Origin of the sequence: uncultured Faecalibacterium sp., assembly GCF_900066275.1 — a bacterium.
Classification (GTDB): domain Bacteria; phylum Bacillota; class Clostridia; order Oscillospirales; family Ruminococcaceae; genus Faecalibacterium; species Faecalibacterium taiwanense.
This window is the reverse complement of sequence record NZ_FMFG01000007.1, coordinates 44,416-70,497: the sequence shown is the minus strand read 5'-3', so window position 1 is coordinate 70,497 and position 26,082 is coordinate 44,416. Positions and strand designations below refer to the sequence as shown.

General features: G+C 57.6%; 36 protein-coding genes. 1 reads left to right on the top strand and 35 read right to left on the bottom strand.

All coding sequences use genetic code 11. From position 1 onward, the window contains the following. The first annotated feature begins 263 nt into the window (after positions 1-263). Entirely contained in the window at positions 264-1,421 is a 1,158-nt protein-coding gene (locus tag QZL71_RS04535; RefSeq protein ID WP_294647951.1) for a trigger factor, read from the top strand. Positions 1,422-1,693: 272 nt separating this feature from the next. Here the strand turns inward: QZL71_RS04535 and QZL71_RS04530 are convergent, their stop codons facing one another. From QZL71_RS04530 to rpsC, 35 genes are all read right to left on the bottom strand, one after another. Then, positions 1,694-2,341, bottom strand: a complete 648-nt coding sequence (locus QZL71_RS04530) for a hypothetical protein (protein ID WP_294647948.1) — start codon at positions 2,339-2,341, stop codon at positions 1,694-1,696. A 79-nt stretch (positions 2,342-2,420) separates the two neighbouring features. Then, positions 2,421-3,020: a CDP-diacylglycerol--glycerol-3-phosphate 3-phosphatidyltransferase gene (gene pgsA / locus QZL71_RS04525; protein WP_294647946.1), complete on the bottom strand. Its 600-nt coding sequence runs from the start codon at positions 3,018-3,020 to the stop codon at positions 2,421-2,423. Positions 3,021-3,038: 18 nt separating this feature from the next. Beyond that, the gene (gene rimO, locus QZL71_RS04520; RefSeq protein ID WP_223388549.1) at positions 3,039-4,364 is read right to left on the bottom strand and encodes a 30S ribosomal protein S12 methylthiotransferase RimO; all 1,326 of its coding nucleotides are present in this window, start codon (positions 4,362-4,364) and stop codon (positions 3,039-3,041) included. A gap of 38 nt (positions 4,365-4,402) precedes the next feature. Next, positions 4,403-4,912 (bottom strand): regulatory protein RecX, encoded by a 510-nt coding sequence (locus tag QZL71_RS04515; RefSeq protein ID WP_097774405.1) that lies wholly within the window; start codon positions 4,910-4,912, stop codon positions 4,403-4,405. After that, positions 4,913-6,094, bottom strand: a complete 1,182-nt coding sequence (gene recA, locus QZL71_RS04510) for a recombinase RecA (RefSeq protein ID WP_005937946.1) — start codon at positions 6,092-6,094, stop codon at positions 4,913-4,915. A gap of 117 nt (positions 6,095-6,211) precedes the next feature. Further along, positions 6,212-7,186 (bottom strand): N5-glutamine methyltransferase family protein, encoded by a 975-nt coding sequence (locus QZL71_RS04505; RefSeq protein ID WP_005937949.1) that lies wholly within the window; start codon positions 7,184-7,186, stop codon positions 6,212-6,214. Next, positions 7,180-8,127, bottom strand: a complete 948-nt coding sequence (locus tag QZL71_RS04500) for a DUF1385 domain-containing protein (protein ID WP_294647944.1) — start codon at positions 8,125-8,127, stop codon at positions 7,180-7,182. The genes QZL71_RS04505 and QZL71_RS04500 overlap by 7 nt, the downstream gene beginning before the upstream one ends. Before the next feature lie 62 nt (positions 8,128-8,189). Beyond that, positions 8,190-9,614 (bottom strand): sensor histidine kinase, encoded by a 1,425-nt coding sequence (locus QZL71_RS04495; protein ID WP_120079784.1) that lies wholly within the window; start codon positions 9,612-9,614, stop codon positions 8,190-8,192. Next, positions 9,611-10,318 carry a response regulator transcription factor gene (locus QZL71_RS04490; protein ID WP_005937958.1) on the bottom strand — a complete coding sequence of 236 codons (708 nt, stop codon included), beginning with the start codon at positions 10,316-10,318 and terminating at the stop codon, positions 9,611-9,613. The genes QZL71_RS04495 and QZL71_RS04490 overlap by 4 nt, the downstream gene beginning before the upstream one ends. A gap of 18 nt (positions 10,319-10,336) precedes the next feature. Then, on the bottom strand, positions 10,337-11,644 hold the full coding sequence (locus tag QZL71_RS04485) for a hypothetical protein (RefSeq protein ID WP_294647941.1): 1,308 nt from the start codon (positions 11,642-11,644) through the stop codon (positions 10,337-10,339). 157 nt (positions 11,645-11,801) lie between these two features. Next, positions 11,802-13,379 (bottom strand): leucine-rich repeat domain-containing protein, encoded by a 1,578-nt coding sequence (locus QZL71_RS04480; RefSeq protein ID WP_294647938.1) that lies wholly within the window; start codon positions 13,377-13,379, stop codon positions 11,802-11,804. 273 nt (positions 13,380-13,652) lie between these two features. Beyond that, positions 13,653-13,994, bottom strand: a complete 342-nt coding sequence (gene rplQ / locus QZL71_RS04475; protein ID WP_005921819.1) for a 50S ribosomal protein L17 — start codon at positions 13,992-13,994, stop codon at positions 13,653-13,655. Positions 13,995-14,017: 23 nt separating this feature from the next. After that, entirely contained in the window at positions 14,018-14,977 is a 960-nt protein-coding gene (locus QZL71_RS04470; protein ID WP_044953267.1) for a DNA-directed RNA polymerase subunit alpha, read from the bottom strand. A 113-nt stretch (positions 14,978-15,090) separates the two neighbouring features. Next, positions 15,091-15,693, bottom strand: a complete 603-nt coding sequence (rpsD, locus tag QZL71_RS04465) for a 30S ribosomal protein S4 (protein ID WP_005937973.1) — start codon at positions 15,691-15,693, stop codon at positions 15,091-15,093. Positions 15,694-15,713: 20 nt separating this feature from the next. Beyond that, positions 15,714-16,124 (bottom strand): 30S ribosomal protein S11, encoded by a 411-nt coding sequence (gene rpsK / locus QZL71_RS04460; RefSeq protein ID WP_005934894.1) that lies wholly within the window; start codon positions 16,122-16,124, stop codon positions 15,714-15,716. 14 nt (positions 16,125-16,138) lie between these two features. Further along, positions 16,139-16,510: a 30S ribosomal protein S13 gene (gene rpsM, locus QZL71_RS04455; protein WP_005937976.1), complete on the bottom strand. Its 372-nt coding sequence runs from the start codon at positions 16,508-16,510 to the stop codon at positions 16,139-16,141. Positions 16,511-16,592: 82 nt separating this feature from the next. After that, the gene (gene rpmJ / locus QZL71_RS04450) at positions 16,593-16,706 is read right to left on the bottom strand and encodes a 50S ribosomal protein L36 (RefSeq protein ID WP_005921832.1); all 114 of its coding nucleotides are present in this window, start codon (positions 16,704-16,706) and stop codon (positions 16,593-16,595) included. 35 nt (positions 16,707-16,741) lie between these two features. Continuing rightward, positions 16,742-16,993 carry a translation initiation factor IF-1 gene (gene infA / locus QZL71_RS04445; protein WP_005937979.1) on the bottom strand — a complete coding sequence of 84 codons (252 nt, stop codon included), beginning with the start codon at positions 16,991-16,993 and terminating at the stop codon, positions 16,742-16,744. Positions 16,994-17,510: 517 nt separating this feature from the next. Then, on the bottom strand, positions 17,511-18,302 hold the full coding sequence (gene map / locus QZL71_RS04440; protein WP_097777145.1) for a type I methionyl aminopeptidase: 792 nt from the start codon (positions 18,300-18,302) through the stop codon (positions 17,511-17,513). A 2-nt stretch (positions 18,303-18,304) separates the two neighbouring features. Then, positions 18,305-18,937 (bottom strand): adenylate kinase, encoded by a 633-nt coding sequence (locus QZL71_RS04435; RefSeq protein ID WP_005937991.1) that lies wholly within the window; start codon positions 18,935-18,937, stop codon positions 18,305-18,307. Between the two features lie 114 nt (positions 18,938-19,051). After that, entirely contained in the window at positions 19,052-20,347 is a 1,296-nt protein-coding gene (gene secY / locus QZL71_RS04430) for a preprotein translocase subunit SecY (RefSeq protein WP_005937994.1), read from the bottom strand. Position 20,348: 1 nt separating this feature from the next. After that, positions 20,349-20,789, bottom strand: coding sequence for a 50S ribosomal protein L15 (gene rplO, locus QZL71_RS04425; RefSeq protein WP_005934902.1), 441 nt, complete (start codon positions 20,787-20,789; stop codon positions 20,349-20,351). Between the two features lie 20 nt (positions 20,790-20,809). Further along, positions 20,810-20,995, bottom strand: a complete 186-nt coding sequence (rpmD, locus tag QZL71_RS04420) for a 50S ribosomal protein L30 (RefSeq protein ID WP_005934904.1) — start codon at positions 20,993-20,995, stop codon at positions 20,810-20,812. Between the two features lie 14 nt (positions 20,996-21,009). Continuing rightward, a complete protein-coding gene (gene rpsE, locus QZL71_RS04415; RefSeq protein WP_005937997.1) occupies positions 21,010-21,510 on the bottom strand; it encodes a 30S ribosomal protein S5 in 501 nt (166 codons plus the stop codon). 19 nt (positions 21,511-21,529) lie between these two features. Next, complete coding sequence (gene rplR / locus QZL71_RS04410) at positions 21,530-21,889, bottom strand: 50S ribosomal protein L18 (protein WP_005938000.1); 360 nt, start codon at positions 21,887-21,889, stop codon at positions 21,530-21,532. Positions 21,890-21,907: 18 nt separating this feature from the next. Continuing rightward, entirely contained in the window at positions 21,908-22,459 is a 552-nt protein-coding gene (gene rplF / locus QZL71_RS04405; RefSeq protein ID WP_005938003.1) for a 50S ribosomal protein L6, read from the bottom strand. A 17-nt stretch (positions 22,460-22,476) separates the two neighbouring features. Beyond that, the gene (rpsH, locus tag QZL71_RS04400; RefSeq protein ID WP_005938007.1) at positions 22,477-22,875 is read right to left on the bottom strand and encodes a 30S ribosomal protein S8; all 399 of its coding nucleotides are present in this window, start codon (positions 22,873-22,875) and stop codon (positions 22,477-22,479) included. 110 nt (positions 22,876-22,985) lie between these two features. Continuing rightward, complete coding sequence (locus QZL71_RS04395) at positions 22,986-23,171, bottom strand: type Z 30S ribosomal protein S14 (protein WP_005921866.1); 186 nt, start codon at positions 23,169-23,171, stop codon at positions 22,986-22,988. Between the two features lie 17 nt (positions 23,172-23,188). Continuing rightward, positions 23,189-23,734: a 50S ribosomal protein L5 gene (rplE, locus tag QZL71_RS04390; protein WP_005938011.1), complete on the bottom strand. Its 546-nt coding sequence runs from the start codon at positions 23,732-23,734 to the stop codon at positions 23,189-23,191. 17 nt (positions 23,735-23,751) lie between these two features. Next, entirely contained in the window at positions 23,752-24,066 is a 315-nt protein-coding gene (gene rplX / locus QZL71_RS04385) for a 50S ribosomal protein L24 (protein ID WP_005934911.1), read from the bottom strand. Between the two features lie 13 nt (positions 24,067-24,079). Further along, positions 24,080-24,448, bottom strand: a complete 369-nt coding sequence (rplN, locus tag QZL71_RS04380) for a 50S ribosomal protein L14 (RefSeq protein WP_005938014.1) — start codon at positions 24,446-24,448, stop codon at positions 24,080-24,082. A 41-nt stretch (positions 24,449-24,489) separates the two neighbouring features. Then, on the bottom strand, positions 24,490-24,747 hold the full coding sequence (rpsQ, locus tag QZL71_RS04375) for a 30S ribosomal protein S17 (protein WP_005938017.1): 258 nt from the start codon (positions 24,745-24,747) through the stop codon (positions 24,490-24,492). A 12-nt stretch (positions 24,748-24,759) separates the two neighbouring features. Beyond that, positions 24,760-24,945 carry a 50S ribosomal protein L29 gene (rpmC, locus tag QZL71_RS04370; RefSeq protein WP_005921879.1) on the bottom strand — a complete coding sequence of 62 codons (186 nt, stop codon included), beginning with the start codon at positions 24,943-24,945 and terminating at the stop codon, positions 24,760-24,762. Further along, positions 24,935-25,375, bottom strand: a complete 441-nt coding sequence (gene rplP / locus QZL71_RS04365) for a 50S ribosomal protein L16 (RefSeq protein WP_005938020.1) — start codon at positions 25,373-25,375, stop codon at positions 24,935-24,937. The genes rpmC and rplP overlap by 11 nt, the downstream gene beginning before the upstream one ends. After that, entirely contained in the window at positions 25,375-26,079 is a 705-nt protein-coding gene (gene rpsC, locus QZL71_RS04360; RefSeq protein WP_005938023.1) for a 30S ribosomal protein S3, read from the bottom strand. Before rpsC ends, rplP begins: the two co-directional genes overlap by 1 nt. Positions 26,080-26,082: the final 3 nt, after the last annotated feature.

The window sequence follows — 26,082 nt, the reverse complement described above, 5'->3', positions numbered from 1 at the left end:
CAGCCCCCTCAGGGAGGGGCCTTATGTTCCCGGGAAGGCTCACTTATTTTTATTGTAACAGAACCGCCCGCCCATTTCCACCGGTTTTGGTCACTTTTGCGCCTGTAGACGGGCAAAAGTGATACAAACCCACCGCCGGATTTGTGGAAATTTTGCAAAGAACTTTCCTTTTGCCGTCAGAACGTATATAATAAATGGGTATCTGTTCTGCCTGTACCGGTCTTTTGCTGTGCATCAGGCCGATTTTTATGGAGGTATTTCTTTTGAAAAACAACACCAAAAAACTCCTGTGCATCCTGCTGGCCATCGCCGCAGCGGTGTGCGTCATTTTTGCCTGTTTCATGCTGACAAAGCACAAGCAGACCGACAGCGCTTCTTCAGCTGCCGCATCCGTCTCGCAGTTTGGCTCTGTTGCCGACTTCGACTACGAGGCCTTTGATTACAGCGATGGTCTGGACGAAAACGGCTATTGGAGCGGCATCAAAGCGCTGGACTATGTGACCCTGCCGGAGGACTTCGGCTCCATTGCCCTGAAGGAGAACGACCTGAACCCCACCGAAGATGAACTGCAGCAGCAGGTGGACAACCTGCTGAACCAGTACACCTCTTCCCAGCCCGTTACCGGCCGTTCCGCCCAGAGCGGAGATGTTGCCAACATCGATTACACCGGCACCGTGGACGGCGTGGCCTTTACCGGCGGCACTGCCACCGGCTACGACCTGACCCTTGGCAGCGGTTCCTTCATCGATGGCTTTGAGGACCAGATCATCGGGCACAATGTGGGCGATACCTTTGATGTGACCGTCACCTTCCCGGACGGCTACGGTGATTCCACCGATGCCGAGGGCAACACGATCACCCTCAGCGGCAAGGAGGCCGTGTTCAGCGTGACGCTGAACTCCATTTCCGAAAGCGTGACCCCTGAGCTGACCGACGAGTGGGTGGACTCCAACTTTGGCACCAGCGATGATCTGCACACCGTCGACCAGTTGCGCAGCTACTTTAACGATGCGCTGTATGCCACCAACTACGAGAACGCCATCGTGGACTACCTGATGTCGAACTCCACCTTCAAAGAGCTGCCCAGCGAGATCACCAGCTATTACATCCGCATGTTCCTGAACTACTACAACCAGTACGCCACCGCCTACGGCATGGATCTGAATGCTTTTGCCCAGACGCAGGGCTACACCGATGCCGATGCCATGCTGGCCGCATCCGACGCTTACTTTGAGCATCTGGCAAAGCAGGACCTGATCCTTCAGGCCGTGGCCGAGACCAAGAGCCTTGCTCCCACGCAGGAAGAGCTGGACGATGCCGAGAGCACCTATGCCGACACCTACGGTGAGAACCGTGCGCACCTGAACGCCCTGCAGTCCTGTGTGCTGGACTGGCTGGAAGAGAATTCCACCGTAGCGTAAAAACACAAGAACCATTTAGAATGCCCTCCGCTTTGCTCTGGGCATATTCAGAGGATAATTTATCTTTAATTTGCAGCTCCGAAAAGCCCGCGGGCTTTTCGGAGCTGCTTTTTCACAGGAAGGGCCGGAGCTTTCAGATGCTGTTTTTCTTTGCGGTCCCTTCTGTGAAAAATGCAATACCGGACAGACCGCAGTCTGTCCGGTATTGCTCTAATAAAAATTAGTATTTCCGCTATTTATGCCCAGAGTGAAGCGGAGGGCATTTCAGATCGTTATGCTTTTTCTTTCTTCCCGCCGTTCAGCTTCCAGAGCAGCCATGCATAGAAGTAATTCATCAGCAGGATGGCGATGCACCACAGCACCGACGCCTGCACGCTCTGGTCATACACCTTCATGAAGGGATATGGTCCATCTACCACGCGCTGGATGTTCAGCCACAAAATGATGCCGCCATACAGCACCGTGGGCAGCAGCGCCCACTTGACCGTGCTGCGGGGCAGGCGCGGTGTGCGCTCCAGCAGCACAAAGGAGAAGATAGCCGCCAGCGGGTTGAGCAGGTGATGGTACAGCATGGAGCTGGTGCACAGCATGATGTACCAGCCGTTTCCATCCTCATACATGGGGCCCAGCACGAATACCACCGTGAGAAAGGTCAGGGTCAGGCAGCAGGTGGCGATATACTTGAGGGTGTGCAGCCAGCGCGGCAGTTCCCTGCCGGTAAAGATGCACACCAGCTGGCCCACCGCCACCATGGCGCAGATGCAGGCCGAAAGGATGTTGGAATCCTCCGTGTAGAAAATGAACATCTGCTCTTTGCCCCAATCCCAGCTCATGGGCAGGGCAATGGGCTCCGCCCAGACGATGAACAGGTTCAGCGCGATGGAGAGCAGGCGGCGCGCCGTATCAGCAAATTTTTTCATGGAAAGCCTTTCCGTCTTGTAATATTTCCTCGAAAATTTGAAAAAGGGCAGGTCTCCCTGCCCTTTTTCAAAAAACGCTTTATTTTGCGGTGTTGATGAAGCTGCGGTTGTCCCACAGGTATTTGATGCCGGAAATGGCCGTCACGGCAGCCACCAGCCAGCACAGCACCACCGAGGCTCCCACAACCAGGACCGTGGCATCCCAGGACACATTCGCCGCAATCGCCATGCCAAAGAAGTAGAAGATGATGCTCAGCATCTGCAGCACGGTCTTCACCTTGCCCCACATGTTGGCGGCGATCACCTTGCCGTCCTTGGCGCCGGCGGCCACCATGCGCAGGCCGGACACCGCAAATTCGCGGGCCAGAATGATGCACAGCACCACCGGGCTGCATACGCCGTCCCGCATCATGTAAATGAAGGCCACGGTGGTGAGCAGCTTGTCGGCCAGCGGGTCGGCAAACTTGCCAAAGTCGGTCACCATGTTCCACTTGCGGGCCAGATGGCCGTCCAGAAAATCAGTAAAGCTGGCGGCAGCAAAGACGATGCCTGCGATCAGGTAATACATCGGCTGGAAGGAGCCATCCGCGATGCCGCTCAGACCGGTCAGGGACGCAAAGATCATGAACACGGGCACCAGCAGGATGCGGGTCAGGGTAAGCTTATTGGGCAGATTCATACAGATTCCTCCAATTTGTTATTTTGCAACAGTGCCATACAGATCGTAAAGGTCGCTGTCGTCCACCAGAACATCGTAGAACTGGCCGGGATACAGCGGTTCCTCGCTGGAAACGCAAACATTGCCGTCCACCTCAGGGGCGTCGCCGGTGGTGCGGCACAGATACAGGCCGCTCTCCTCGTCGATGCCGTCACAAAGCACATGCACGGTCTGGCCCACCTTTTCGGCCTGCTTCTGGGCCATGATGCCGGTCTGGATCTGCATCACCAGTTCGGCGCGCCTGTCCTTGGTCTCCTGATCGATCTGACCGTCCATCTTGGCAGCAACGGTGTTCTCCTCGGCCGAGTAGGCAAAGCAGCCCAGACGGTCGAACTTTACTTCCTTGACAAAATTGCACAGATCCTCGAACTGCTCCTCAGTCTCCCCGGGGAAGCCTGCGATCAGGGTAGTGCGCAGGGTGATGCCGGGGATCTCGCGGCGCAGCTTGCCGATTACTTCCAGCAGCTCGGCGCGGTTGGAGCGGCGGTTCATATTCTTAAGGATGGTATCGTTGCAGTGCTGGATGGGCAGGTCAAGGTAAGGCACCACCTTCTCATTGCGCTTCATGGCAGCAATGAACTCGTCCGTGATGCGCTCCGGGTAAGCGTACATAATGCGGATCCACTCGAGGCCCGGCACCTTGTTCAGCTTATCCAGCAGCTCGCAGATGCTGCCGGGCTTGCCCCAGTCCTCGCCGTAGGCGGTGGGGTCCTGTGCGACCACGATCAGCTCTTTCACGCCCTCACCGGCCAGCCAGCGGGCTTCGGCCACGCAGTCGGCCATATCGCGGCTGTGCAGCGGGCCGCGGATGCCGGGGATGGCGCAGTAGTGGCAGCGGTTGTTGCAGCCTTCAGCGATCTTTAAGTACGCATAGTGGGCAGGCGTGCCGATGACACGCTTGCCGCCCAGCGGAAAGTCCTTTTTGGCACCGTAGCTTTCCAGATGATCCTCACCATGGAACAGGCGGGCCACGATGGTGTCGATGGCCTTGTTGGAGGCACAGCCCACCACCGCGTCCACCTCGGGGATCTCTTCCTCGATCTGGCTGCGGTAGCGCTCGGCAAGACAGCCGGTGACGATGACCTTCAGCTCCGGGTTCTGCTGCTTGTAGGAGCAGGCTTCCAGAATGTTTTCAATGGCTTCGGTCTTGGCGCTCTCGATAAAGCCGCAGGTGTTCACAAGGATCACATCTGCTTCGGCCAGATCGGCCACGGTCTCGTGGCCGGCAGACAGCAGGATGTGCACCATCACATCCAGATCGACCTGATTCTTGGGGCAGCCAAGGGAAATACACGCAATTTTCATAGGGGATGATACTCTCTTTCTCTTTTGAGGGGTGCTTTTTATTCTTCTTCCGCTCTTTTTATCGCTTCTTTTATGACCGAATACGCAAAGCCGCGGCGCTGCAGGGCGGCCACCACAAGGTCGCGGCGGCCATCGGCCAGCTTTTTCATGTAGCGGCTGCGCACCAGAGCGGCGGCAGCTTCCAGCTCCGGGCTTTCGCCGTCTGCGTCCGGGGCATAGACGCTTTCCAGCGCCTGCTCGATCTGCGCGCCGGAAAGGCCCTTCTGCCGCAGGTTCTGGGCCGCCGCACGGCGGCTCTTGCGGGCGGCAAGCAGGCTGTGTGCCCGGGCTTCAGCATAGCGGTCATCATTTACGTAATCCAGCTCCACCATCTCAGCCACAGCAGCCGCTGCAGCCTGCTCGGTAAAGCCATAGCACAGCCGTTCATACAGCTGGGCCGAGGACATCTCCCGCGAGGCCAGCGCATCCAGTGCGCGGGCGCGGGCCTTGGCCGGGTCGGCGCACTTTTCTTCTTCCTGCTTCGGGCGGCGGCGTTTATAAAAGGACATTTAGTCCTCCACCATGATATCCAGTTCGCTCTCGCTGCTGCGGGCAGGAGCCTTGACCACCGGCTCCTTGGCATCTGCAGCCTTGGCGGGTTCCTCGGCCTTGGCCGCAGCGCCCTTGCCTGCCGGGCGGCGGGATGCGTACAGCTTATCGGCATTGGCGCGGATCTGGCCCTCGATGTCGTTTGCGATCTCGGGATTGTCCTTCAGGAACTGCTTTGCGTTGTCACGGCCCTGACCCAGACGGATATCGCCATAGTTGAACCATGCGCCGCTCTTCTGCACGATGCCCAGCTTCACGCCCACATCAATGAGTTCGCTCATCTTGGAAATGCCCTCGCCGAACATGATATCGAACTCTGCCTCACGGAACGGAGGTGCCACCTTATTCTTGACGATCTTGGCGCGGGTGTGGTTGCCGATGAACTGGCCGGAAGAGTCCTTCAGGCCCTCCACGCGGCGGATGTCGATGCGCACCGAGGCGTAATATTTCAGGGCGCGGCCACCGGTGGTGACCTCCGGGTTGCCGTACATCACGCCCACTTTTTCACGCAGCTGGTTGATGAAGACGCAGACCGTGTTGGTCTTGCCGATGACCGAAGTCAGCTTGCGCATGGCCTGACTCATCAGGCGGGCCTGCAGGCCCACATGGCTGTCGCCCATTTCGCCCTCGATCTCAGCCCTCGGCACCATGGCGGCAACCGAGTCCACCACGATGGCATCGATGGCACCGGAGCGCACCAGTGCTTCGCAGATCTCCATGGCCTGCTCGCCGGTGTCTGGCTGGCTGACCAGCAGATTGTTGATGTCCACGCCCAGCGCTTCGGCATAGGTGGGGTCCAGTGCGTGCTCCACGTCAATGAAGGCCACTTCGCCGCCCTGCTTCTGGGCTTCGGCCAGGATGTGCAGAGCCAGCGTGGTCTTACCACTGGATTCCGGGCCGTACACCTCAATGATGCGGCCGCGGGGCACACCGCCCACGCCCAGAGCCAGATCCAGACCCAGACTGCCGGTGGAAATGGCATCCACCTGCATGGAGGCGTTATCACCCAGCTTCATCACGGCACCCTTGCCGAACTGCTTTTCGATCTGGGCCAGCGCAGTGGCCAGCGCATCCTTTTTGGCCTCCGGCTCGGTCTTTTTGGTCGCCGGGGCAACGGTGTTGTTGTTCTGATTTTTTGCCATAGCGTGCTGCTCCTTTTCTTCCTGCTGCCCGCCGTGCGCGGGCTGTCCGTATACTTTCCAGTATAGTATACCACAAAATCAAAATATTACAACAAGAAGTTGTTTCTATTTTCACTTTTATTTTTCGGGTCTGTGGGCGATCATGCACCGGTCGTTGCCGCCAAAATCCTTGCGGCACTCAATGTCTGCCCAGCCGTTTGCAGCCAGCAGTGCCGCCACAGCCTGCCGCTGCTGCCAGCCGATCTCCAGCACCAGCGCTCCGCCGGGCCGCAGTGCATTCTGGTAATGCTCTGCAAGGGCACGGTAGAACACAAGGCCGTCCTTTCCTGCTTCCAGCGCCATGGCCGGTTCCTGTGCCACCTCCGGCTGCAGGTGCCGCATCTCCTCGGCGGTGAGGTAGGGCGGGTTGGATACGATCAGATCAAGCTGCCCTTCCGGCAGGCCCTGCCAGTAGGTGAACAGGTCGCCCTCCACCGGCTGCACCGCATAGGCTGGCTTTGCCTTTGCGCGCAGAGCGTTCAGCGCCGGCCCCCAGTCAAAGGCCGGGGCATCTGCCTGCTCAAACGCGGTAGGCTCCAGCAAATCCTCCGTCTGCCCGCCCTGCCCTTTCAGGGCGCAGCGGCAGTTCTTTTCCAGATAAACAAAAGCTTCCGGGCTTTTTTCCACGCAGGTCACCTGCGCCGCCGGGCAGAAGCGCTTGACGCCCAGCCCCAGACAGCCGGTCCCCGCGCAGAGATCCAGCACCCGGGGCGCTGCAATGCCCGTCAGGGTATTGGCAGCCGCTTCCGCTACCACCTCAGTGTCTGCCCGGGGGCAGAGCACACCGGGGCCAACGGCAAGGTCAAAATCCAGAAAGCTCCAGATCCCGCACAGGTATTGCAGCGGTTCCCGCTGCTCACGGCGCGTGCAGAGGGCTTCCAGCTTTTCCGCTTCCTCCGTGGTCAGCACCCGGTCGGAAAGGCGGGCATCCCGCCCGGCTGCCACGCGGAACAGCTCCCGTGCATCGTAATCGGCATCCGGACACCCTGCAGCGGAAAGCCGGGCTTCCACGGCCCGCACCGCTTCGCGCGGGGTCAAACCAGCAATTACCATCTGCCATCCTCCGGGTCCTCGGGCAGCACAGGGGTCACAGCGGCAATGGCCACCTCGATCATGCTGTCGTCCGGTTCAAACACGGTCAGGTGCTGCACCCAGATGCCGGGCTGGCGGATGATGCGGGTGGCAATGTTATCGGACCGGCCGCACCACTTGAGCAGCTCATAGCTGATGCCCATGACCAGCGGCAGAAGCAGCAGCTTGAACAGCACCCGCAGGCCGATGCTGCCCCACGGCAGCACGCTGTAGAGGAACACGCTGACGATGACCACCAGAATGAGGAAACTGGTGCCGCAGCGCGGATGGAACCGAGTGTACTTGCGCACATTCTCCACGGTCAGCTCATCACCGGCCTCATAGCAGGCAATGGTCTTGTGCTCGGCACCGTGGTACTCAAACACGCGGTGGATCTCCTTCATCTTGGAGATGGCCACCATATAGGTGAGGAAGATGCCAACTTTCAGCACCGCTTCCAGCACCACCTTGGCCCAGCGGCCCAATGTTACAAAGTGGTTCACGCCGCCCACGATGAGGGTGGGCAGCACGGTGAACAGCAAAATCGCCAGCAGGCCGCCCAGTACGGCGGCACAGGCCAGCAGTGCGTCCTCTGCCTTTTTGCCCAAGTGGTCGCCCACCCATTTTTCAAAGGCAGTCTCTTCCTCTTCGGGGTCGTAGTCGTCACCCATGCTCACCTGAGCCGAGTACATCATGTAGCGGTAGCCCACGATCAGGCTTTCGATCATGGAGATGGCACCGCGCACCAGCGGGATCTTTGTCCAGATGCCGTGGTTCTTCACAGGGTCGATCTTGGTCTCAATGGTGCCGTCCGGCTTGCGCACGGTGCAGCAGATGAGCTTCGGGCCGCGCATCATGATGCCTTCCATCAGCGCCTGCCCGCCGACGCTGGTCTTGAAACGTTCCTTTTTGGGTTGATTCATTGGGTTCTCCTATCGGATCATATTTTTCCCGGTTATTTTACCACAGAATTGTGACAAAATCTTCACGCCTTATGGTACAGCGGCAAGCCCAGTGTGACCACTGTGCCGCGGCCCAGCGTGCTCTTGATGTCCATGGTGCCGTCCAGTGCAGTCATGATGGAATCCACCAGCGCAAGGCCGATGCCGCTGCCCCGCACCGAATTGCTGCCCTTGTAGAACTTGGTCTTGACGTTCTCAAGGTCTTCCGGCGGGATGCCGCGGCCCTGATCGATGATCTCCGCAAAAGCCTTGTATTCGCCCGCCCACAGCTTGACCGTGATGCGCCCGCCGGGGGCCGAGTACTTGATGGCGTTGTCCATGATGTTGATGAACACCTGCCGCAGACGGTCCGGGTCGGCATAGACCGGGATCATCTCCTCCGGCTCGGTGTAGCTGAGCACAAGGCCCTCGCGCTGGATGCGTGCTTCACAGAACAGCACCGCATCGGTCAGCTCTGCCACAAGGTCCAGCGGGCGGCAGTCCATACGGATGCGGCCGTTCTGCAGACGGCTGAAATCCAGCAGTTCTTCCACCATGTTGTACAGGCGGCCCGTCTCATTGTTGATGATCTCAAGGCCCTTGCGGTAGTTCTCGTCTGCCGGGTCGTCCAGTGTGCGCAGGGTCTCCACCCAGCCCCGGATGGAGGTGAGCGGCGTGCGCAGCTCGTGAGAGACGGAACTGATGAACTCGTTCTTCATCTTCTCGGTCTCTTCCAGCCCTTCGGCCATCTGGTTGATGGTGCCGCGCAGGCGGTCCACCTCGTCGTGCTCGTTGCCGGTGACCGGCAGGCGCACATCCAGCTCACCCCGGGCGATGCTGGCTGCGGTGCGCTCCACCTGCCCCAGCGGCACCACGATGCTGCGGATGAAGTACAGGCCGGACATCACGGTGAAAGCAAGGATCACCGCCGCGATCACAACACTTACCGCGAGGGCGTTCTTGATCTGCGCTCCCACAAGGGTCAGGCTGGTGACAAGACGCATCGCCGCCACATCCTCGGCGGCATAGGGCACCAGATAACAGGCCGCCATCACCAGCTCGCCGGACTGGGTGCGGTAGACCGCCACACCAAGGCCATCAGAAGCCTCCTGCGCCTGCTCAAAGTCGATGCCGGTCACAATGCCGTCCGCATTTGTGCCGCTGGAGGACGCAATGACCCCGCCATAGCTGTCCAGCAGCATGAACTCGTATTTGTCCTTATCGGCAAACTGCTCCACCATGCGGCGCAGGGCCACGCTGCGGGTAGCCGCCGTGCTCTGCACCGTATCGCCGGTGTACATTTTCAGCTGGCCGGACACCGAAGAGAACCGCCGGTACATGGTCTGCTGCACGCTGTTATAATAGCTGCGTGTGTAGTTGTACAGGAACATGGTTTCGGCCAGCAGCACCAGCAGCACGGTGATGAGCAGGTTGCCCCGCAGCCACCGGCGGGTGATCCCGCTTCTCATTCTTCCCATCTGTAGCCGTAGCCCCACACAGTAAGGATATGGGTGGGATGGCTGGGTTCATCCTCCACCTTCATGCGCAGACGGCGGATGTTCACATCCACGATCTTCACGTCACCAAAATAGTTCTCGCCCCAGACACCCTTCAAGATCTTCTCGCGCACCAGCGCAATGCCGGGGTTGCGGAAGAACAGCTCCATGATCTGGAATTCCACCTGCGTCAGCTCAATAGGCTGGCCTGCCTTGAGCAGCACGCGGCGGTTCTCGTCCAGCACAAATTCGCCGCTGGTGAGCATCCCCAGCGGGTTTTCCTTTTCTTTTTCGTCCCCGCCTGCAGTACGGCCGACGCGGCGGCACAGCGCTTTCACACGGGCCAGCAGTTCGCTTACGCTGAAAGGCTTGGTCATATAGTCATCGGCACCAATAGAAAGGCCGCGGATCTTGTCCTGCTCCTGTCCCTTGGCGCTGAGGATGATAATGCCGATCTTCTGATCGGTGCGGCGGATGGTCTCGCACAGGGAGAAGCCGTTCATGCCCGGCAGCATCACATCCAGAATGGCCGCATCGCAGCCCGGCTTCTTCTCCAGCAGCGGCAGAGCCGCCTCGGCGCTTTCGGCCTCCACAGCCTCCATGCCCGCAAGGCGCAGGTTCAGCGCGATCATCTCGCGGATGTTGGCTTCATCTTCAACGACAAGCACTCGTACCATGAACTGTTCCTCCGTTCTTTAGTTGAGCAGATACAGCGCCTTGGACAGGCGGTAATTTTTATCACGGATCTCCACATCCGGGGCAAGCTTCGCCTGCATCTGGCGGGATGCCACGATGCCAAGGCGGGTCCAGCCCTTCAGGCTGGAGGTGGTGCGCACCAGACGCAGGGTCATTACCAGCTGGTCTTCGTCCACCGTGCGCAGCTCCACTGCACCATCATATTGTTCGCTGTCGGTCAGTTTGAGGTTGCCCTCCCACTCCATGGGCAGCTCGATATAGCAGTTGGTCTCTTCGTCCAGCAGCCCGAAGCTTTTTTCCGGGTGCGGGCTGGTATAGTCCATCCACACGATAAAATCCATGCGGCGGCTCTGGCTCATGTTCAGCAGGCCCGCTTCGTCCGGCTGGGTGGGGATCTCCACGATGCCGTCGCTGTCCAGATCCTGACTGACCAGACTGGGCACATTGCGCAGGGATGCGGTGTAAAGCTTTTCGGTGCTGATCTGATCGGCAGGCACCATCTGCTGCGTGTCCTCGTCAAAACGCAGCAGCACGCTGGCCAGATTGTTGCCGGAAATGCCGGTCCAACCATCCAGCACCAGATAATGCCTGCCGTCCGCACCCACACCCGCCGCCACCGAGGCGCAGCCGGCGAACCGATTGGCGGAAAGGCCCATAACAGCCACCTGCTGGAAGCTGCCCTCTTTATCCACGGTCAGCAGTTCGATCTGCACGCCGCCGTCCTCCAGCGTAGACATCAGGATCAGATCCTGATTGCCGCCGCCGGTGATATCCTCCACCAGATACTGCTGGTACTGCTGCTCCAGGATCGTGGAAAGCACGCCGTCGGTGTAGGAATACACAGCCAGATAATGGTCGCCCTGTGCCGCTGTATAACCCACCACCAGTTGGGTGGCATCGCCGGGCTGCAGCTGGGCCAGCCCCACCGACTCTACCGTGTCTGCAAGGCCCTCTACGTTCTGGCGCACATGCCAGATGTCGGCATCATCCTTCTGCAGGATGGCAATGCACACGTTGGAGCTTTGGGCGGTGGTGTAAAGCACGGCGGCATCCTGCCTGCCGTCACCGTCCAGATCCTGCAGCAGGAAAGGCGAAAGCAGGTCGCCCTGCATGGGATATTTGAGCTGTGCGCTCTCCCCCAGCCAGTCGTTCAGGGCAGTCTGCACATCGCCGTAATCGCCGGAAAGCTTGGGCGCACGCAGAAGCTCTTCCACCTGCACCTGTTCACCGGGCATGCTGCAGCCTGCCAGAAGCAGGCACAGCAGCACGCAAGCCAACCACCGGCCAAAATGATTCGGATGTTTCAACCGCTGCGCCTCCTCTGTGTGGAAAACTTGTCCGGCCAAAGGCCGAAAACATGCTATTGTCAGTATACCACGGGCCGGGCGCAATGCCAACACCTGAAAATGAGAAAGAGGCCGCCGCACAGCCTTTTGTGCAGCAGCCCCTTTGGGGTTTCAGCGGTTATTCTTCGGTCTTGTCAAACAAGCCTTTTTCTTTTGCGGCGTTCCAGGTCAGGCAGGTGCGCAGCTTGCTGACGGGGAAGGCCGGGTGGAATTTATTGTTGTCCGCATCGTCCTTCATCAGATCCTGCTCCACTGCCCAGCGGGCGGCCTTTTGTGCATCGGTATCGCCCTCGTCGATGTCGCTGTAGAGGGCGGTGCTTACAGGCTCCGGCTTACCGGCGCGCTCCCACAGCAGCTCGGCCAGCTCGATGCGGTTGGAGGGCATGGGGATGCCGGGCATATTGATGACGCGGTAGATGCCGGTACCGGCTTCATAGATAATCGCACCTGCGGCAGCACCCACGACCACAGCAGAGATTGCGCCCTGAATGTTGTCGGTGCCGCTCCCGCCTGCAGGGGCATCGGGCACGGCGGTCTCCCGCTGATAGCCGCACACTTTGCAGACGCCTTCCTCGTCAAAGTCGTGCGCGGCCTTCGTCTCTGTCACGCTTTCCTCCGGCTCCGGGCAATCGGAGTCGGTGCACTTCTTCCAGTGGTCGGTCTCGTCATGAAGCCAGTCGCCGTAGTGGTGGGTGTGGTGGGTCACGTTCAGCGTAAATTTGGCCTTTATGCTATCACCACTGGCGTACGTGCCGCAATTGTAGGTATAGGTGACCTCTGTTGCATTTGGGTCAACGGTCAGGATGTTGCTTTCCGCATCAAAACTGCCGCCTTGCGAATCCTCGACCTTGGATGCATCGAAGTTGCCCGGCAGCTTGCTCAGTCGATAGCGGTTGTCAGCCACTACGATGTCATAACTGTTAGAGTAGGTATGAAATCGGTCGTAACGAGATTGGTCGATGGCGTTGCTGCCGATAATATTAAGCGAGGTCAGCCGGTTCTCACTGCAGTTCAAATACATCAGGTTCGGGTGGTTTCCCAGGACCAGTACACTCAGCTGACACGCATTGCAGTACAGCTTCTCCAGCGCCGAACAGCTGCTGACATCCAGTTCACTCAGCAGCCGATCACCCTCGCAGCTCAGCGTCTTCAGCGCCGGACAGTTGCTGACATTCAGTGCAGTCAGCGGATTATGATAGCTGCTCAGATCCTCCAGCGCCGGATGGTTGCTGACATCCAGTGCACTCAGCTGATTCTCATCGCAGTCCAGCGACTTCAGCTCCGAATTGTTGCTCACGTCCAATTCCGTCAGCAGATTACGCTTGCAGCTCAGCGTCTTCAACGAGGTAAAATATTCAATGCCCTTCAGGCTTTTGATCTTTTCATCGTCCGTCACGCCGGAATAACTCTTGTCGCAATTCAGATCTGTGACATTCGCAAGTTCGATCTGGCTCAGTTTGCCATCCTTGTCGCGGTCATACTTTTTTACAAAGTTGCGGAAGTTCGAGTCCGGAAAATGTTCTTCGTCGATCGCAACGTCCCCGGTCACGTCCCCGGTCTCCTCGCTCTGTGCGGCGGCAGTTTCCTGTGGACTTACCTCTGCCACCCCGGAAGCAAATGCACTCATGGGGAGAACAGTCACCGTCATGCACACCGCAAGGGCTGCACTGAGAAGTCTCGTACTCTTTTTTCTCATGTTCTCTTCCTCTTTTCGTTTTTTATTTTGCAGGCACCCACCCCAAAAGGCACCGTCTGCTCTTTAAGTTTACCCCCCCCCCCCCATACAACATATCAAGAGGCATTTTGCTAGAAAATAGGTTCGAGTTTTTAGTGGAATTGTTAAAATGTTTACGGTTTGGCCCGCTATTCCCGGGAACATTCAGAAGCAATGAAAATGCCACGCAAAAAAAAGCCCTCTCCCATTGCTGGGAAAGGGCTTTTGAACACTGTATCAAACAGTCAGAGCAGATCAGACGAGCTCCAGAACTGCCATCTCAGCAGCGTCGCCGCGGCGAGCGCCGATCTTGATGATGCGGGTGTAGCCGCCGTTGCGGTCAGCGTACTTGGGGCTGATCTCATCAAACAGCTTCTTTGCAACATCTTCCTTGGTGATGTAGGCATAAACCTGACGCTTGGTGTGCAGGTCGCTTGCCTTGCCAAGGCTGATCATCTTCTCGGCCATGGAACGAACGTCCTTAGCGCGAGTGACAGTGGTCTCAATCTTGCCATTCTCTAACAGGTAGGTAACCATAGCGCGCATCATAGCGTTGCGGCTGTCGCTGGTTCTACCGAGCTTTCTGGTACCGGGCATCCCGTTTCACTCCTTAATTATTTTTAGTTATCGTCATCCGTGTTCAGCTTGAAGCCCAGAGAATCCAGCTTTGCCATGACCTCTTCCAGGCTCTTGCGACCGAGGTTGCGAACCTTCATCATTTCGTCCTCGCTCTTGCTGACCAGATCTTCCACCGTGTTGATACCGGCACGCTTCAGGCAGTTGAAGGAACGCACGCTCAGATCCAGCTCTTCAATGGTCATTTCCAGAGCCTTTTCCTTGTCGTCGTTGGTCTTCTCCACCATGATCTCAGCGCCGGCTGCCTCATCGGACAGGTTGACGAACAGGTTCAGGTGCTCGGTCAGCACACGGGCAGCCAGAGAAACGGCTTCCTGCGCATTGATCGTGCCATCGGTCCAAACCTCAATGGTCAGCTTGTCATAATCGATCGCCTGGCCAACACGGGTGCTCTCGACGTTGTAGTTCACCTTGAGCACAGGGGTGTAAATGCTGTCAACGGGAAGAGTGTTGATATCGTTCTTCTCGATGATAGCCTGTTTGTTGCGCTCTGCGGGCACATAGCCGCGGCCCTTATCGAAGGTCAGCTCCATGACGAGCTTGCCGCCCTCGCCCAGGGTTGCGATGTGCCACTCAGGGTTCAGAATTTCGATGTCGTCGCCCTGCTTGATGTTGTCAGCGGTGACCTCACAGGGGCCGACTGCCTCAACACGCACTGTCTTCGGACCATCGGTGTACAGCTTTGCAGCAATACCCTTCAGGTTCAGGACAATTTCGGTAACGTCTTCCTTGACGCCCTCAATGGTGGAGAACTCGTGAACCACGCCATCAATCTTGACGCTGGTCACGGCGACACCGGGCAGAGAGGAAAGAAGCACACGACGCAGGCTATTGCCCAGTGTGATGCCAAAGCCACGCTCCAGCGGTTCTGCCACGAATTTGCCGTAGCGGCCGTCCGGGGACAGGCTTGCCGTTTCGATTTTGGGACGTTCAATCTCCATCATATCTATGCCCTCCTTGTCAAACCGGCGCTGCCGCCGGCCCATTATTAAATTCTTTCAAAGAAAAGAATGCGAAAGTGAGCCGTCCACGGGGAAGGCCCAGCCTTCTTAATGGATTACTTGGAGTACAGCTCGACGATGAGGTGCTCTGCGACTTCGTAGTCGATATCGCTGCGCTCGGGCAGCTTTGCGACAACACCCTTCAGAGAACCGGTCTCACGGTTCAGCCATGCGGGCAGAGCAACAACGGGAGCCTCGGGGCCGGTCAGCTTTGCAAACTTTGCAGAGCTGCGGCTGGACTCGCGCACTTCGATCACGTCGCCAGCCTTCACCTGGTAAGAAGGAATGTTGACCTTCTTGCCGTTGACGGTGAAGTGAGCGTGGGACACCAGCTGACGAGCGTCGCGGCGGGTCTGAGCAAAGCCCAGACGGAACACGACGTTGTCCAGACGGCACTCCATGATCTGCAGCAGGTTCTCACCAGTCTTGCCGGGGCGGGCCTCAGCACGCAGGTAAGCATTGTGGAACTGCTTTTCCAGAACGCCGTAGATAAACTTGACCTTCTGCTTCTCCTTCAGCTGAGATGCGTACTCAGACTGCTTCTTGCGCATGTTGCCATTGGAGTTGCGGGTGGTATTCTTCTTTGCATAGCCCATGACCGCAGGAGAAATGCCCAGGGCCTTGCAACGCTTTGCGATAGGCTGCGTATTCTTTGCCATAATTCAATTTCCTCCTTCGATCAGACACGACGGCGCTTCGGGGGACGGCAGCCATTGTGGGGGATGGGAGTCACGTCCTTGATCAGGGTGACTTCCAGGCCGGTAGCCTGCAGCGCACGAATAGCGGACTCACGGCCAGCGCCGGGGCCCTTGACGTAGACCTCAACGGTCTTCATGCCATGCTCGATAGCAACCTTGGCTGCGGTCTCAGCAGCAGACTGGGCTGCGAACGGAGTGCTCTTACGGCTGCCGCGGAAGTTCAGGGAGCCGGAGGAGCACCAAGACACTGCATTACCCTGCAGGTCGGTGATGGTGACAACAGTATTGTTGAAGGTAGACTGGATATGAGCCTGACCAGCAGCAATGTTCTTGCGCTCTTTGCGCTTCATGCGGACATTAGCGCCCTTCTTGGCATTATTTGCACTTGCCATTTCTCAAATCCTCCTTACTTCTTCTTGTTAGCGACAGTGCGCTTGGGACCCTTGCAGGTACGTGCATTGGTCTTGGTACGCTGGCCGCGGCAGGGCAGATTCTTGCGATGGCGGGTGCCACGGAAGGACTGGATCTCAACCAGGCGCTTGATGTCCAGAGCAACGTTGCGGCGCAGGTCGCCTTCAACGATGATGTTAGCCTGATCGATGTAGTCACGGATCTTAGCCTCTTCTTCCAGAGTCAGGTCCTTGACGCGGGTATCGGGGTTGATGCCAGTTGCTTCCAGGATCTTGTTAGCAGTGGTCTGGCCGATACCATAAACGTAGGTGAGACCCACCTGAACGCGCTTCTCGCGGGGCAGGTCAACGCCGGCAATACGTGCCATAGTAGTTTCCTCCAAAAATCATCCCATGTCAGTGTCGGGGTCTGCGCCGGGACTCTACGCACTTGACCCCCAGGCGCCCGAATTAGCCCTGGCGCTGCTTATGCTTGGGGTTCTGGCAGATGACCATCACGCGGCCTTTGCGGCGGATGACCTTGCACTTTTCGCAGATGGGTTTCACGGAAGGCTTGACCTTCATGATGTTGAACCTCCTTTTGGTTGATACCCTGGTGCTTATTTGGAGCGCCAGGTGATGCGGCCCTTAGAAAGATCATAGGGCGACATTTCCACGGTAACCTTGTCCCCGGGCAGGATACGGATGAAATTGGTCCGCAGCTTGCCGGAGATGTGCGCTAAGAGGATGTGACCGCTGGGAGTGAGCTTCCCGGTGTTCTTATCCTCGCTCAACATTTCCACCTTAAAGATGGCGTTGGGCATGGCTTCACGCACAATGCCTTCGATCTCGATAACGTCTTCCTTAGACAAGCTATTTGCCTCCTCATTGGATCTGCTCAGTTTGTCGTTGAACCTGAACCGGTACCTTTGCCTTGGAACCCTGAAAGCGCCGCGGTTTTCACGTGCCTGCGCCCGTTTGACCGCAGCTTGCCGCTTCAGCGTTCTCCAGTTCCAGTGCCGGTCCACAGACGGACAGGCGGCGATGATCGCCACATACTTCATCTTTCGCGGCACAAAATCCGCAAAACGGGCAGAAAATCCCTGTCCGCCGAGGAAGTATCTGGCTTCCACAGCCATTTATAGATTATACACCTTTTGTTGTCAATTTGCAAGAGGTTTTTTCCGTATTTCCGATAAAAAATTCTCGAAATTCAAAAGCTGCCCTTTCTCTCCCCGGTCTTGGTTTTTCTCCACCGCAAAGATGAAACTTTTTCACCAAAAGTTGTCATAATTGCACAAACAGCAGGTCTATCCCTGCAAAAACGCCGCCTGCGGCGGAGCATTTCTGCTCTTCACAGGCGGCGCTTCTCATATTTCAGGGATCAGCTTACTTCAGGCTGAACTTTTCCGGGTCAAAATCCGGGTCATCCCAGAAGCGGGTCATGATCTCAGTGTGATCCTTCAGGATCGCATTGGAGTGCTCAAAGTGCGCAGCCAGACCACCGTCCTTGGTCTTGACGGTCCAGCCGTCCTTGGACTGGGTGATCTTGCAGTCGTACTGGCAGATCATGGGCTCAATGGCAATGGTCATGCCGGGCACAAGGCGCGGGCCGCGGCCCTGATGGCCGTAGTTGGGCACTTCCGGGTCCTCGTGCAGCTCACGGCCGGTGCCGTGGCCCACGAACTCGCGGACGACCGAGAAACCGGCATCCTCGCAGTAGCTCTGCACGGCATAGCCAATGTCGCCGATGCGGTTGCCGGCCACAGCCTGCTCGATGCCCTTATACAGAGCAGCCTTGGTCACATCCAGCAGGCGCTGTGCTTCCAGATCGACCTTACCCACCGCATAGGTGCAGGCATTGTCGCCGTTGAAGCCGTCGATCTTTGCGCCGGTGTCGATGCTGACGATATCACCGGGACGAATGACGATGTCATGCGAAGGGATACCATGGATGATGGTATCGTTCAGGCTGATGCAGGCCGTGCCCGGAAAGCCATACAGACCCTTGAAATTGGGGGTGCCGCCGTGCTTCACGATGAAGTCGTAGATCAGCTTATCCAATTCCCATGTGGTCATACCTGCTTCGATATGCTCACCGCCGTACTTCAGGGCAGCTGCGCTCAGGGCATTTGCCTTGCGCATGCCGTCCAGCTCTTTCGCATTTTTGATCTGAATCACGATTATGCCTCCAAAGCTTTCATGACTTCAGCCGTGGTCTCCTCGATGGAGGGGCAGAACTTGATCTCTGCCAGCTTGCCGCGGGTACGGTAGAACTCCACCAGCGGCTCGGTCTGCTCATGATATGCTTTCAGACGATCCAGCACGGTGGCAGGCTGGTCGTCCTTGCGGATGACGGTCTTGCCGCCGCACAGGTCGCATACACCCTCGACCTTGCTCTTCTTGTTGACGATGTGGTAGCTTGCGCCGCACTTCTCGCAGACGCGGCGGCCGCTCATGCGGTCAACGATCACATTGTCCTCGACCTGCAGCTCCAGCACCTTGTCGATGCGGATGCCCATGGTCTCGATGGCCTCGGCCTGAGCGATGGTGCGGGGCACACCGTCCAGGATAAAGCCGTTTGCGCAGTCCGGCTGAGCCAGACGCTCTTTCAGGATGCCGATGATGACCTCATCGGGCACCAGAGCGCCAGCGTCCATAAAGCTCTTTGCCTTCAGGCCCATCTCGGTGCCTTCCTTGACAGCAGCGCGCAGAATGTTGCCGGTGCTGATGGAGGGGATGTTCAGCTTGGCGCAGATGATCTCGGCCTGAGTGCCCTTACCAGCACCAGGTGCGCCCAACAGGATCAGATTCATAGGATCATTCCTTTCCTTTGTTAGAGGATGTAAACTCCAAAAAAGTAAAAAAGCACTGAAAAGTTCGAGCGTACTCTCCTTTCCAGTGCTTTCTCACATCTTAATTATTGTGGATCAACCAAGGAAACCCTTGTGGTTGCGCATCGTCATGAAGCTGTCGAGGCTGCGGGTGGTATCAAGTGCCACACCAACCACGATCAGCAGGCTGGTACCGCCCAGCTGGATGCTCATACCGGTCAGGTTGCCCAGAATGATCGGCAGCACAGCCACCGCAGCCAGGAAGATGGCACCGATGAGGGTGATCTTGTTCAGGGTGCGGGTGATGAAATCGCTGGTCGGCTTGCCGGGACGGAAGCCGGGGATTGAGCCGTTGTTGCGGCGCAGATTGTTGGCGATCTCAACGGGGTTGTACTGGATGGCCACATAGAAGTAGTTGAATGCCAGAATCAGCAGCAGGTAGATCACAACGTACAGCCAGGAGGTGTAGTTGAAGGTGTGGAAGAATGCATACCACACCGGGTGTGCCTGCTGGTCGATCTGCAGGAAGCTGCCGATGGTGCCCGGGATGGACACCAGAGCCGAAGCGAAGATGATGGGCATAACGCCGCTCATGTTCAGCTTCAGGGGCAGATAGCTGTTCTGACCGCCCATCTGCTTGCGGCCTACCACGCGCTTTGCGTACTGAATGGTGATGCGGCGCTCTGCGTTGGTCATGACGACCACGAAGACCACAGCCACCAGTGCCAGCACGATCAGCAGCGGCAGGAAGAAGTAGTACTGGGGCTTGCCGGACGCTGCCTGAGTCAGCAGACCCTTGACAGAGGTGTACAGCGAAGACCAGTTGGAGACGATCGAAGCAAAGATGATGAGCGAGACACCGTTGCCGATGCCCTTGTCATCGATCTGCTCACCGCACCATGTGATCAGCTGTGCGCCAGCCACAAAGGTTGCGATGATGACGATGGCGGCAAAGATGCCGGCACCGCCGGAAACGTACTTCAGTGCGCCCATATTGCGGATCACGAAGTAGTAGCCGATGCTCATGATCAGAGCGACCACAGCACCTGCGTACCGGTTGATCTGCTGCAGCTTCTGCTGGCCGTCGGCTTCCTTTGCCAGATTTTCCAGCGCGGGAATTGCCACGGTGAGCAGCTGCACAATAATGGAGGCGTTGATATAGGGTGTCACACCTAACGCGAAGAGCGTGCAACGGGCCAGAGCACCACCGCTCATCATGTTCAGATAGGAGAGCATGTCGCCGTTTGCGAACATCTGCGTCAGCGCAGAGCCGGAAACGAACGGAACGGGGATGGCACAGCCCAGACGGTACACCACGAGGATCGCCAGCGTGAACAGGAGACGATTTTTAAGCTCGGGGATCTTCCATGCGTTACGGAATGTCTGGAACACCTTACATCACCTCAGCCTTTCCGCCTGCCTTCTCGATTTTCTCTTTGGCAGAAGCGGAATAGGCTGCGGCCTTCACGGTCAGAGCCTTGGTCAGCTCGCCGTTGCCCAGAACCTTAACGCCGTCCAGAGTCTTCTTGACCAGACCCTTTGCCTTCAGAGCCTCGGTATCGACGACATCGCCGGCATTGAAAGCAGCTTCCAGATCAGCCACGTTGACGATGGCGTACTGGGTAGCAAAGATGTTGTTAAAGCCAACCTTGGGCAGGCGGCGTGCCAGAGGCATCTGGCCGCCCTCGAAACCAGCGTGCTTCACGCCGGAGCGGGCCTTCTGGCCCTTGCTGCCGAAGCCGGCAGTCTTGCCATTGCCGGAGCCAATGCCGCGGCCCTTGCGGGTCACAGCCTTGTTTGCGCCGGGAATCGCGTGCAATTCATGAAGTTTCATTATGCGTATACCCCCTGCTATTAGGCTTCGGTGACGCTGAGCATAAAGCCGATCTTTGCGATCTTGCCCTGCGTAGCGGCATTGTCAGGCTGAACGGTAACGTCGCCCGGCTTCTTCAGGCCCAGAGCCTCAGCGGTAGCGATCTGCTTAGCGCCGCGGCCAATCAGGCTCTTCTTCAGCTCGATCTTGAGCATCTTATCTGCCATGGTTTGTTACCTCCTTAACCCAGAATTTCTTTCACGGTCTTGCCGCGCTTCTCAGCGACAGACTCAGCGCTGACCAGGCCGCACAGACCTGCGAAGGTAGCAGAAACAACGTTGATGGGGTTGTTGGAACGCATAGACTTCGCACGAATGTCCTTGATGCCAGCAGCCTCAATGACGGCACGCACAGGGCCGCCGGCGATCATACCGGTACCAGGTGCAGCCGGCTTGAGCAGAACGGCGCCTGCGCCGTACTTGCCGACGATCTCGTGGGGGATGGTGGTGCCCTTCAGGGCAACCTTGTGCATGTTCTTCTTAGCAGCAGCTTCGCCCTTGCGGATTGCCTCAGGCACTTCGCCGGACTTGCCGATGCCGTAACCAATGGTGCCCTTGCCGTCGCCCACGACAACCAGAGCGGCAAACTTCATGATGCGGCCGCCCTTGACAGTCTTGGAAACGCGGTTGATGGAGACAACCTTGGTGATCATGCCGTCGTCTTCACGGTTTCTCATAGCCATAATGTGTTTCCTCCTCTCATTACAGCTTCAGGCCGCCCTCACGGGCGCCATCAGCCAGGGCCTTAACACGGCCATGATAAACGTAGCCACCACGGTCGAACACGACCTCGGTGATGCCCTTTTCCAGAGCCTTTGCTGCGATCTTCTTGCCGATCTCAGCAGCGGCCTCGACGTTGCCGCCGTTGCCGTTGAAGTCCTTGTCCATAGTAGAAGCCGACACCAGAGTCACGCCCTGCTCATCATCGATGATCTGAGCGTAAATGTGCTTGGCGGAGCGGAAAACATCCAGGCGAGGACGTGCTGCGGTGCCGCTGATCTTGTTACGAACGCGGCGATGACGACGAAGACGAGCTTCGTTCTTGTCGATCTGCTTAACCATTGTCTTTCACTCCTTACCTTATTTCTTGCCCTTGCCGGCCTTGCCTTCTTTGTGCTTGACAACCTCGCCCTCGTAGCGAATGCCCTTGCCCTTGTAAGGCTCGGGCGGCTTCTTGGCGCGGATCTCGGCAGCATACTGGCCGACCTTCTGCTTGTCAATACCGGTAACGGTGAAGTGGTTGGGATCCTGCCACACGATGGTGCAGTCCTCAGTATCAGGAATGTTCACCTGATGAGAGAAGCCCAGGTTCATGACCAGGTTGGAGCCCTGCTTCTGGCAGCGCAGGCCGACGCCCACGATCTCCAGCTTCTTCTCGTAGCCGTTCACAACACCGTTCACCATGTTGGCGATGTTGGTACGGGTCAGGCCGTGCAGGCTGCGGGCCTGGGGTTCGTCATTGGGGCGGGTAACCAGAACTTCATTGCCCTCGACCTTGACGGTCATCAGGGGATGATAGTTGGAATTCAGGCTGCCCTTGGGGCCCTTGACGGCGACGTGATGTGCTGCCTCATCGACAGTGACAGTAACGCCGGCAGGAATGACGATGGGTTTTCTTCCGATTCTCGACATTGTCTTTTACCCCTTTCTTACCACACGTAGGCCAGGACTTCGCCGCCGACGTGTGCAGCACGTGCAGCCTTATCAGTCATGATGCCCTTAGAGGTGGAAATGATTGCGGTGCCCAGGCCCTTCATGACCTTGGGCATATCCTCGCAGTTGGTGTAGATGCGCAGGCCGGGCTTGGACACGCGGCGCAGACCAGCGATAACGGGCTCGCCGTTAGCCTGATACTTCAGGGTGACAACGATGGTGCCCTGAACGGTGTCGTTCTTGACCTGCATGCCCTTGATGTAGCCCTCGTCAACCAGAATCTGGCAGATAGCCTTCTTCATGTTGGAAGCGGGGATCTCCACAGAAGGGTGTTTGGCAGTGCTAGCGTTGCGGATGCGAGTCAGCAGGTCCGCGATAGGATCAGTAATCTGCATTTGCCACTAACCTCCTTAGATTAGCTCTCGTTTGTTTTATAATGATACCGCCCCGAAACATCGTTGCCCCGGGGCGGATATCCGACAAATTATCCGGCCCTCTGGCTTGATTACCAGGAAGCCTTCTTCACGCCCGGGATCTCGCCCTTGTAGGCCAGCTCACGGAAGCACACACGGCACACGCCGTACTTGCGCAGCACGGAGTGGGGACGGCCGCAGATGCGGCAGCGGGTGTATGCACGGGTAGAGAACTTAGCAGGACGAGACTGCTTCAGCTTCATAGACAGTTTAGCCATTGTAGAAATCTCCTCCCTTAGTTGTTCTCTGCGAACGGAGCGCCCAGAGCCTTCAGCAGCTCCTTGCCCTCTTCGTCAGTCTTGGCAGTGGTGACAAAGCAGACATCCATGCCGCGGACTGCATCGACCTTCTCGAAGTCGATCTCGGGGAAGATGATCTGCTCCTTGATGCCGCATGCAAAGTTGCCGCGGCCATCAAAACCGTTGCCGTTGATGCCGCGGAAGTCGCGGACACGGGGCAGTGCGATGTTGAAGAAGCGATCGACGAACTCATACATACGCTCACCGCGCAGGGTGACCTTGCAGCCGATGGGAGTGCCCTGGCGCAGCTTGAAGTTAGCAACGCTCTTCTTGGCACGGCAGACGACTGCCTTCTGGCCAGTGATCTGGCCCAGATCCTTCATGACAGCTTCCAGGATCTTCTCGTTGTCCTTGGCTTCGCCGCAGGCAACGTTGATGACGACCTTGTCCAGCTTGGGGATCTGCATAACGCTCTTGTAACCGAACTTGGAGTTCAGAGCAGGAGCAATTTCATTGACATACTGTTCTTTCAAACGAGCCATTGTTCCTTACTCCTTTCTTACAGCTCAGCGCCGCACTTCTTGCAGACGCGAACCATCTTGCCGTCCTTCTCGACGTGGCCCACACGCACGGCCTTGCCGCACTTGGGGCAGATGGGCATGACCTTGGATGCGTACATAGCACCCTCAGCCTTGACGATGCCGCCCTGCTCGCCCTGACGACGAGGCTTGACGTGCTTGGTAACCATGTTCTGGCCCTCAACGATGACCTTGTTCTCAGAGGGGCTGACCTGCAGGACCTTACCAGTGTGGCCCTTGTCCTTGCCGCTGATGATCATAACGTTGTCGCCGGTTTTAACATGAAGATTATTCATTTTTAAAACCTCCTTACAGCGATTCCGGAGCCAGGCTCAGGATCTTGGTGTAGCCGGCATCACGCAGCTCGCGAGCAACGGGTCCAAAGATACGGGTACCCTTGGGGCTCTTGTCGGCCATAACGATAACGGCGGCGTTCTCATCGAAACGGATGTAGGAGCCGTCGTCGCGGCGCACGCCATGCTTGCTGCGCACGATGACAGCCTTGACGACGTCGCCCTTCTTAACGGAGCCGCCGGGGGCTGCCTTCTTGACAGAGCAGACCACGACGTCACCAATGTTTGCGTATCTCTTGCGGGTGCCGCCCAGCACGCGGAAGCACATCAGCTCCTTGGCACCGGTGTTGTCGGCAACTTTGAGATAAGTTTGCATCTGAACCATATCAGATATCTCCTTTCAAACTGTTCAAAGCAGCGGGCAAATTACTTTGCCTTCTCAACGATACGGACCAGGCGCCAGCGCACATCCTTGGACAGGGGGCGGCACTCCATGATCTCAACACGGTCACCGATGCCGCACTCGTTCTGCTCATCACGAGCCTTGAACTTGGCGGTACGCTTCAGGATCTTCTTGTACAGGGGGTGCTGCACGCTATCCTTAACGGCAACCACGATGGTCTTATCCATCTTGTCGGACACGACGACGCCGACGCGGGTCTTTCTCAGATTACGTTCTTCCATCGTTTAACCTCCTTACTGCTTCTCAGCCAGAACGGTCATCACGCGGGCGATGTCCTTCTTGACTGCTTCGATGCGGCCGGGGTTCTCCAGCTGGTTGATGGCATGCTGGAAGCGCAGGTTAAACAGCTCGGCCTTCAGGTCTGCCAGCTTGCTGGTCAGCTCTGCGGTCTGCATTTCGCGGAGTTCATTAGCCTTCATTGGTGCCATCCTCCTTCACGGAGTCCTCACGGACAACAAATTTGCACTTGATGGGCAGCTTGTGCATAGCCAGGCGCAGAGCCTCGCGGGCAGTTGCCTCATCGACATCTGCCAGCTCGAACAGAACGCGGCCGGGCTTCACAACAGCGACCCAGTATTCGGGAGAGCCTTTACCGGAACCCATGCGGGTCTCAGCGGGCTTTTCAGTCACGGGCTTATCGGGGAAGATCTTGATCCACACCTTGCCGCCACGCTTGATGTAACGAGTCATGGCAACACGAGCAGCCTCGATCTGGGTGGAAGAGATCCATGCCGGCTCCAGAGCAACAAGGCCGTACTGGCCCTGGCACACCACGTTGCCGCGGGTAGCCTTGCCGGTCATGCGGCCGCGCTGGACGCGGCGGTACTTAACACGCTTAGGCAGTAACATTACTTGTTGCCTCCTTCCTTCTTCTGAGCGGTCTTAGCGCTCTTCAGGACTTCGCCCTTGTAGACCCACACCTTGACGCCGATGCGGCCGTAGGTGGTAGCAGCCTCTGCAAAGCCGTAGTCAATGTCAGCACGCAGGGTCTGCAGGGGGATGGTGCCCTCGTGATAGCTCTCGGTACGAGCGATATCAGCGCCGCCCAGACGGCCGGAGCACATTGCCTTGATGCCCTTTGCGGGAACGGTTGCGCGATCGCGGGGGCTCATGGCATTGCGCATGCACTGCTTCATGGCACGACGGAAGGTCACGCGGTTCTCCAGCTGACGAGCGATATCCTCAGCAACCAGCTGAGCGTTGGTAGCAGCGCTCTTGACCTCGATGACGTTGACGATGACAGTCTTGCCATACTCCTTGGTCAGCTTGTTCTGCAGAGCAACGCGCTCTTCGCCGCCCTTGCCGATGACCATGCCGGGCTTAGCGCAGTAGATGTTGACAGTTACGCGAGGAGCGGAAGTGGACGGGTCCACAGTACGCTCGATCTCGATCTTGGGCACACCAGCATCCTTCAGCTGAGCCTTCAGCTCAGTGCGGATCTTGTGGTCCTCGACGAGGTTATCGCTGAAATCCTTCTTGGAGGCAAACCAGCGGCTGTCCCAGTCTTTAATAACGCCGACACGAATGCCGTGCGGATTTACTTTCTGGCCCATTGT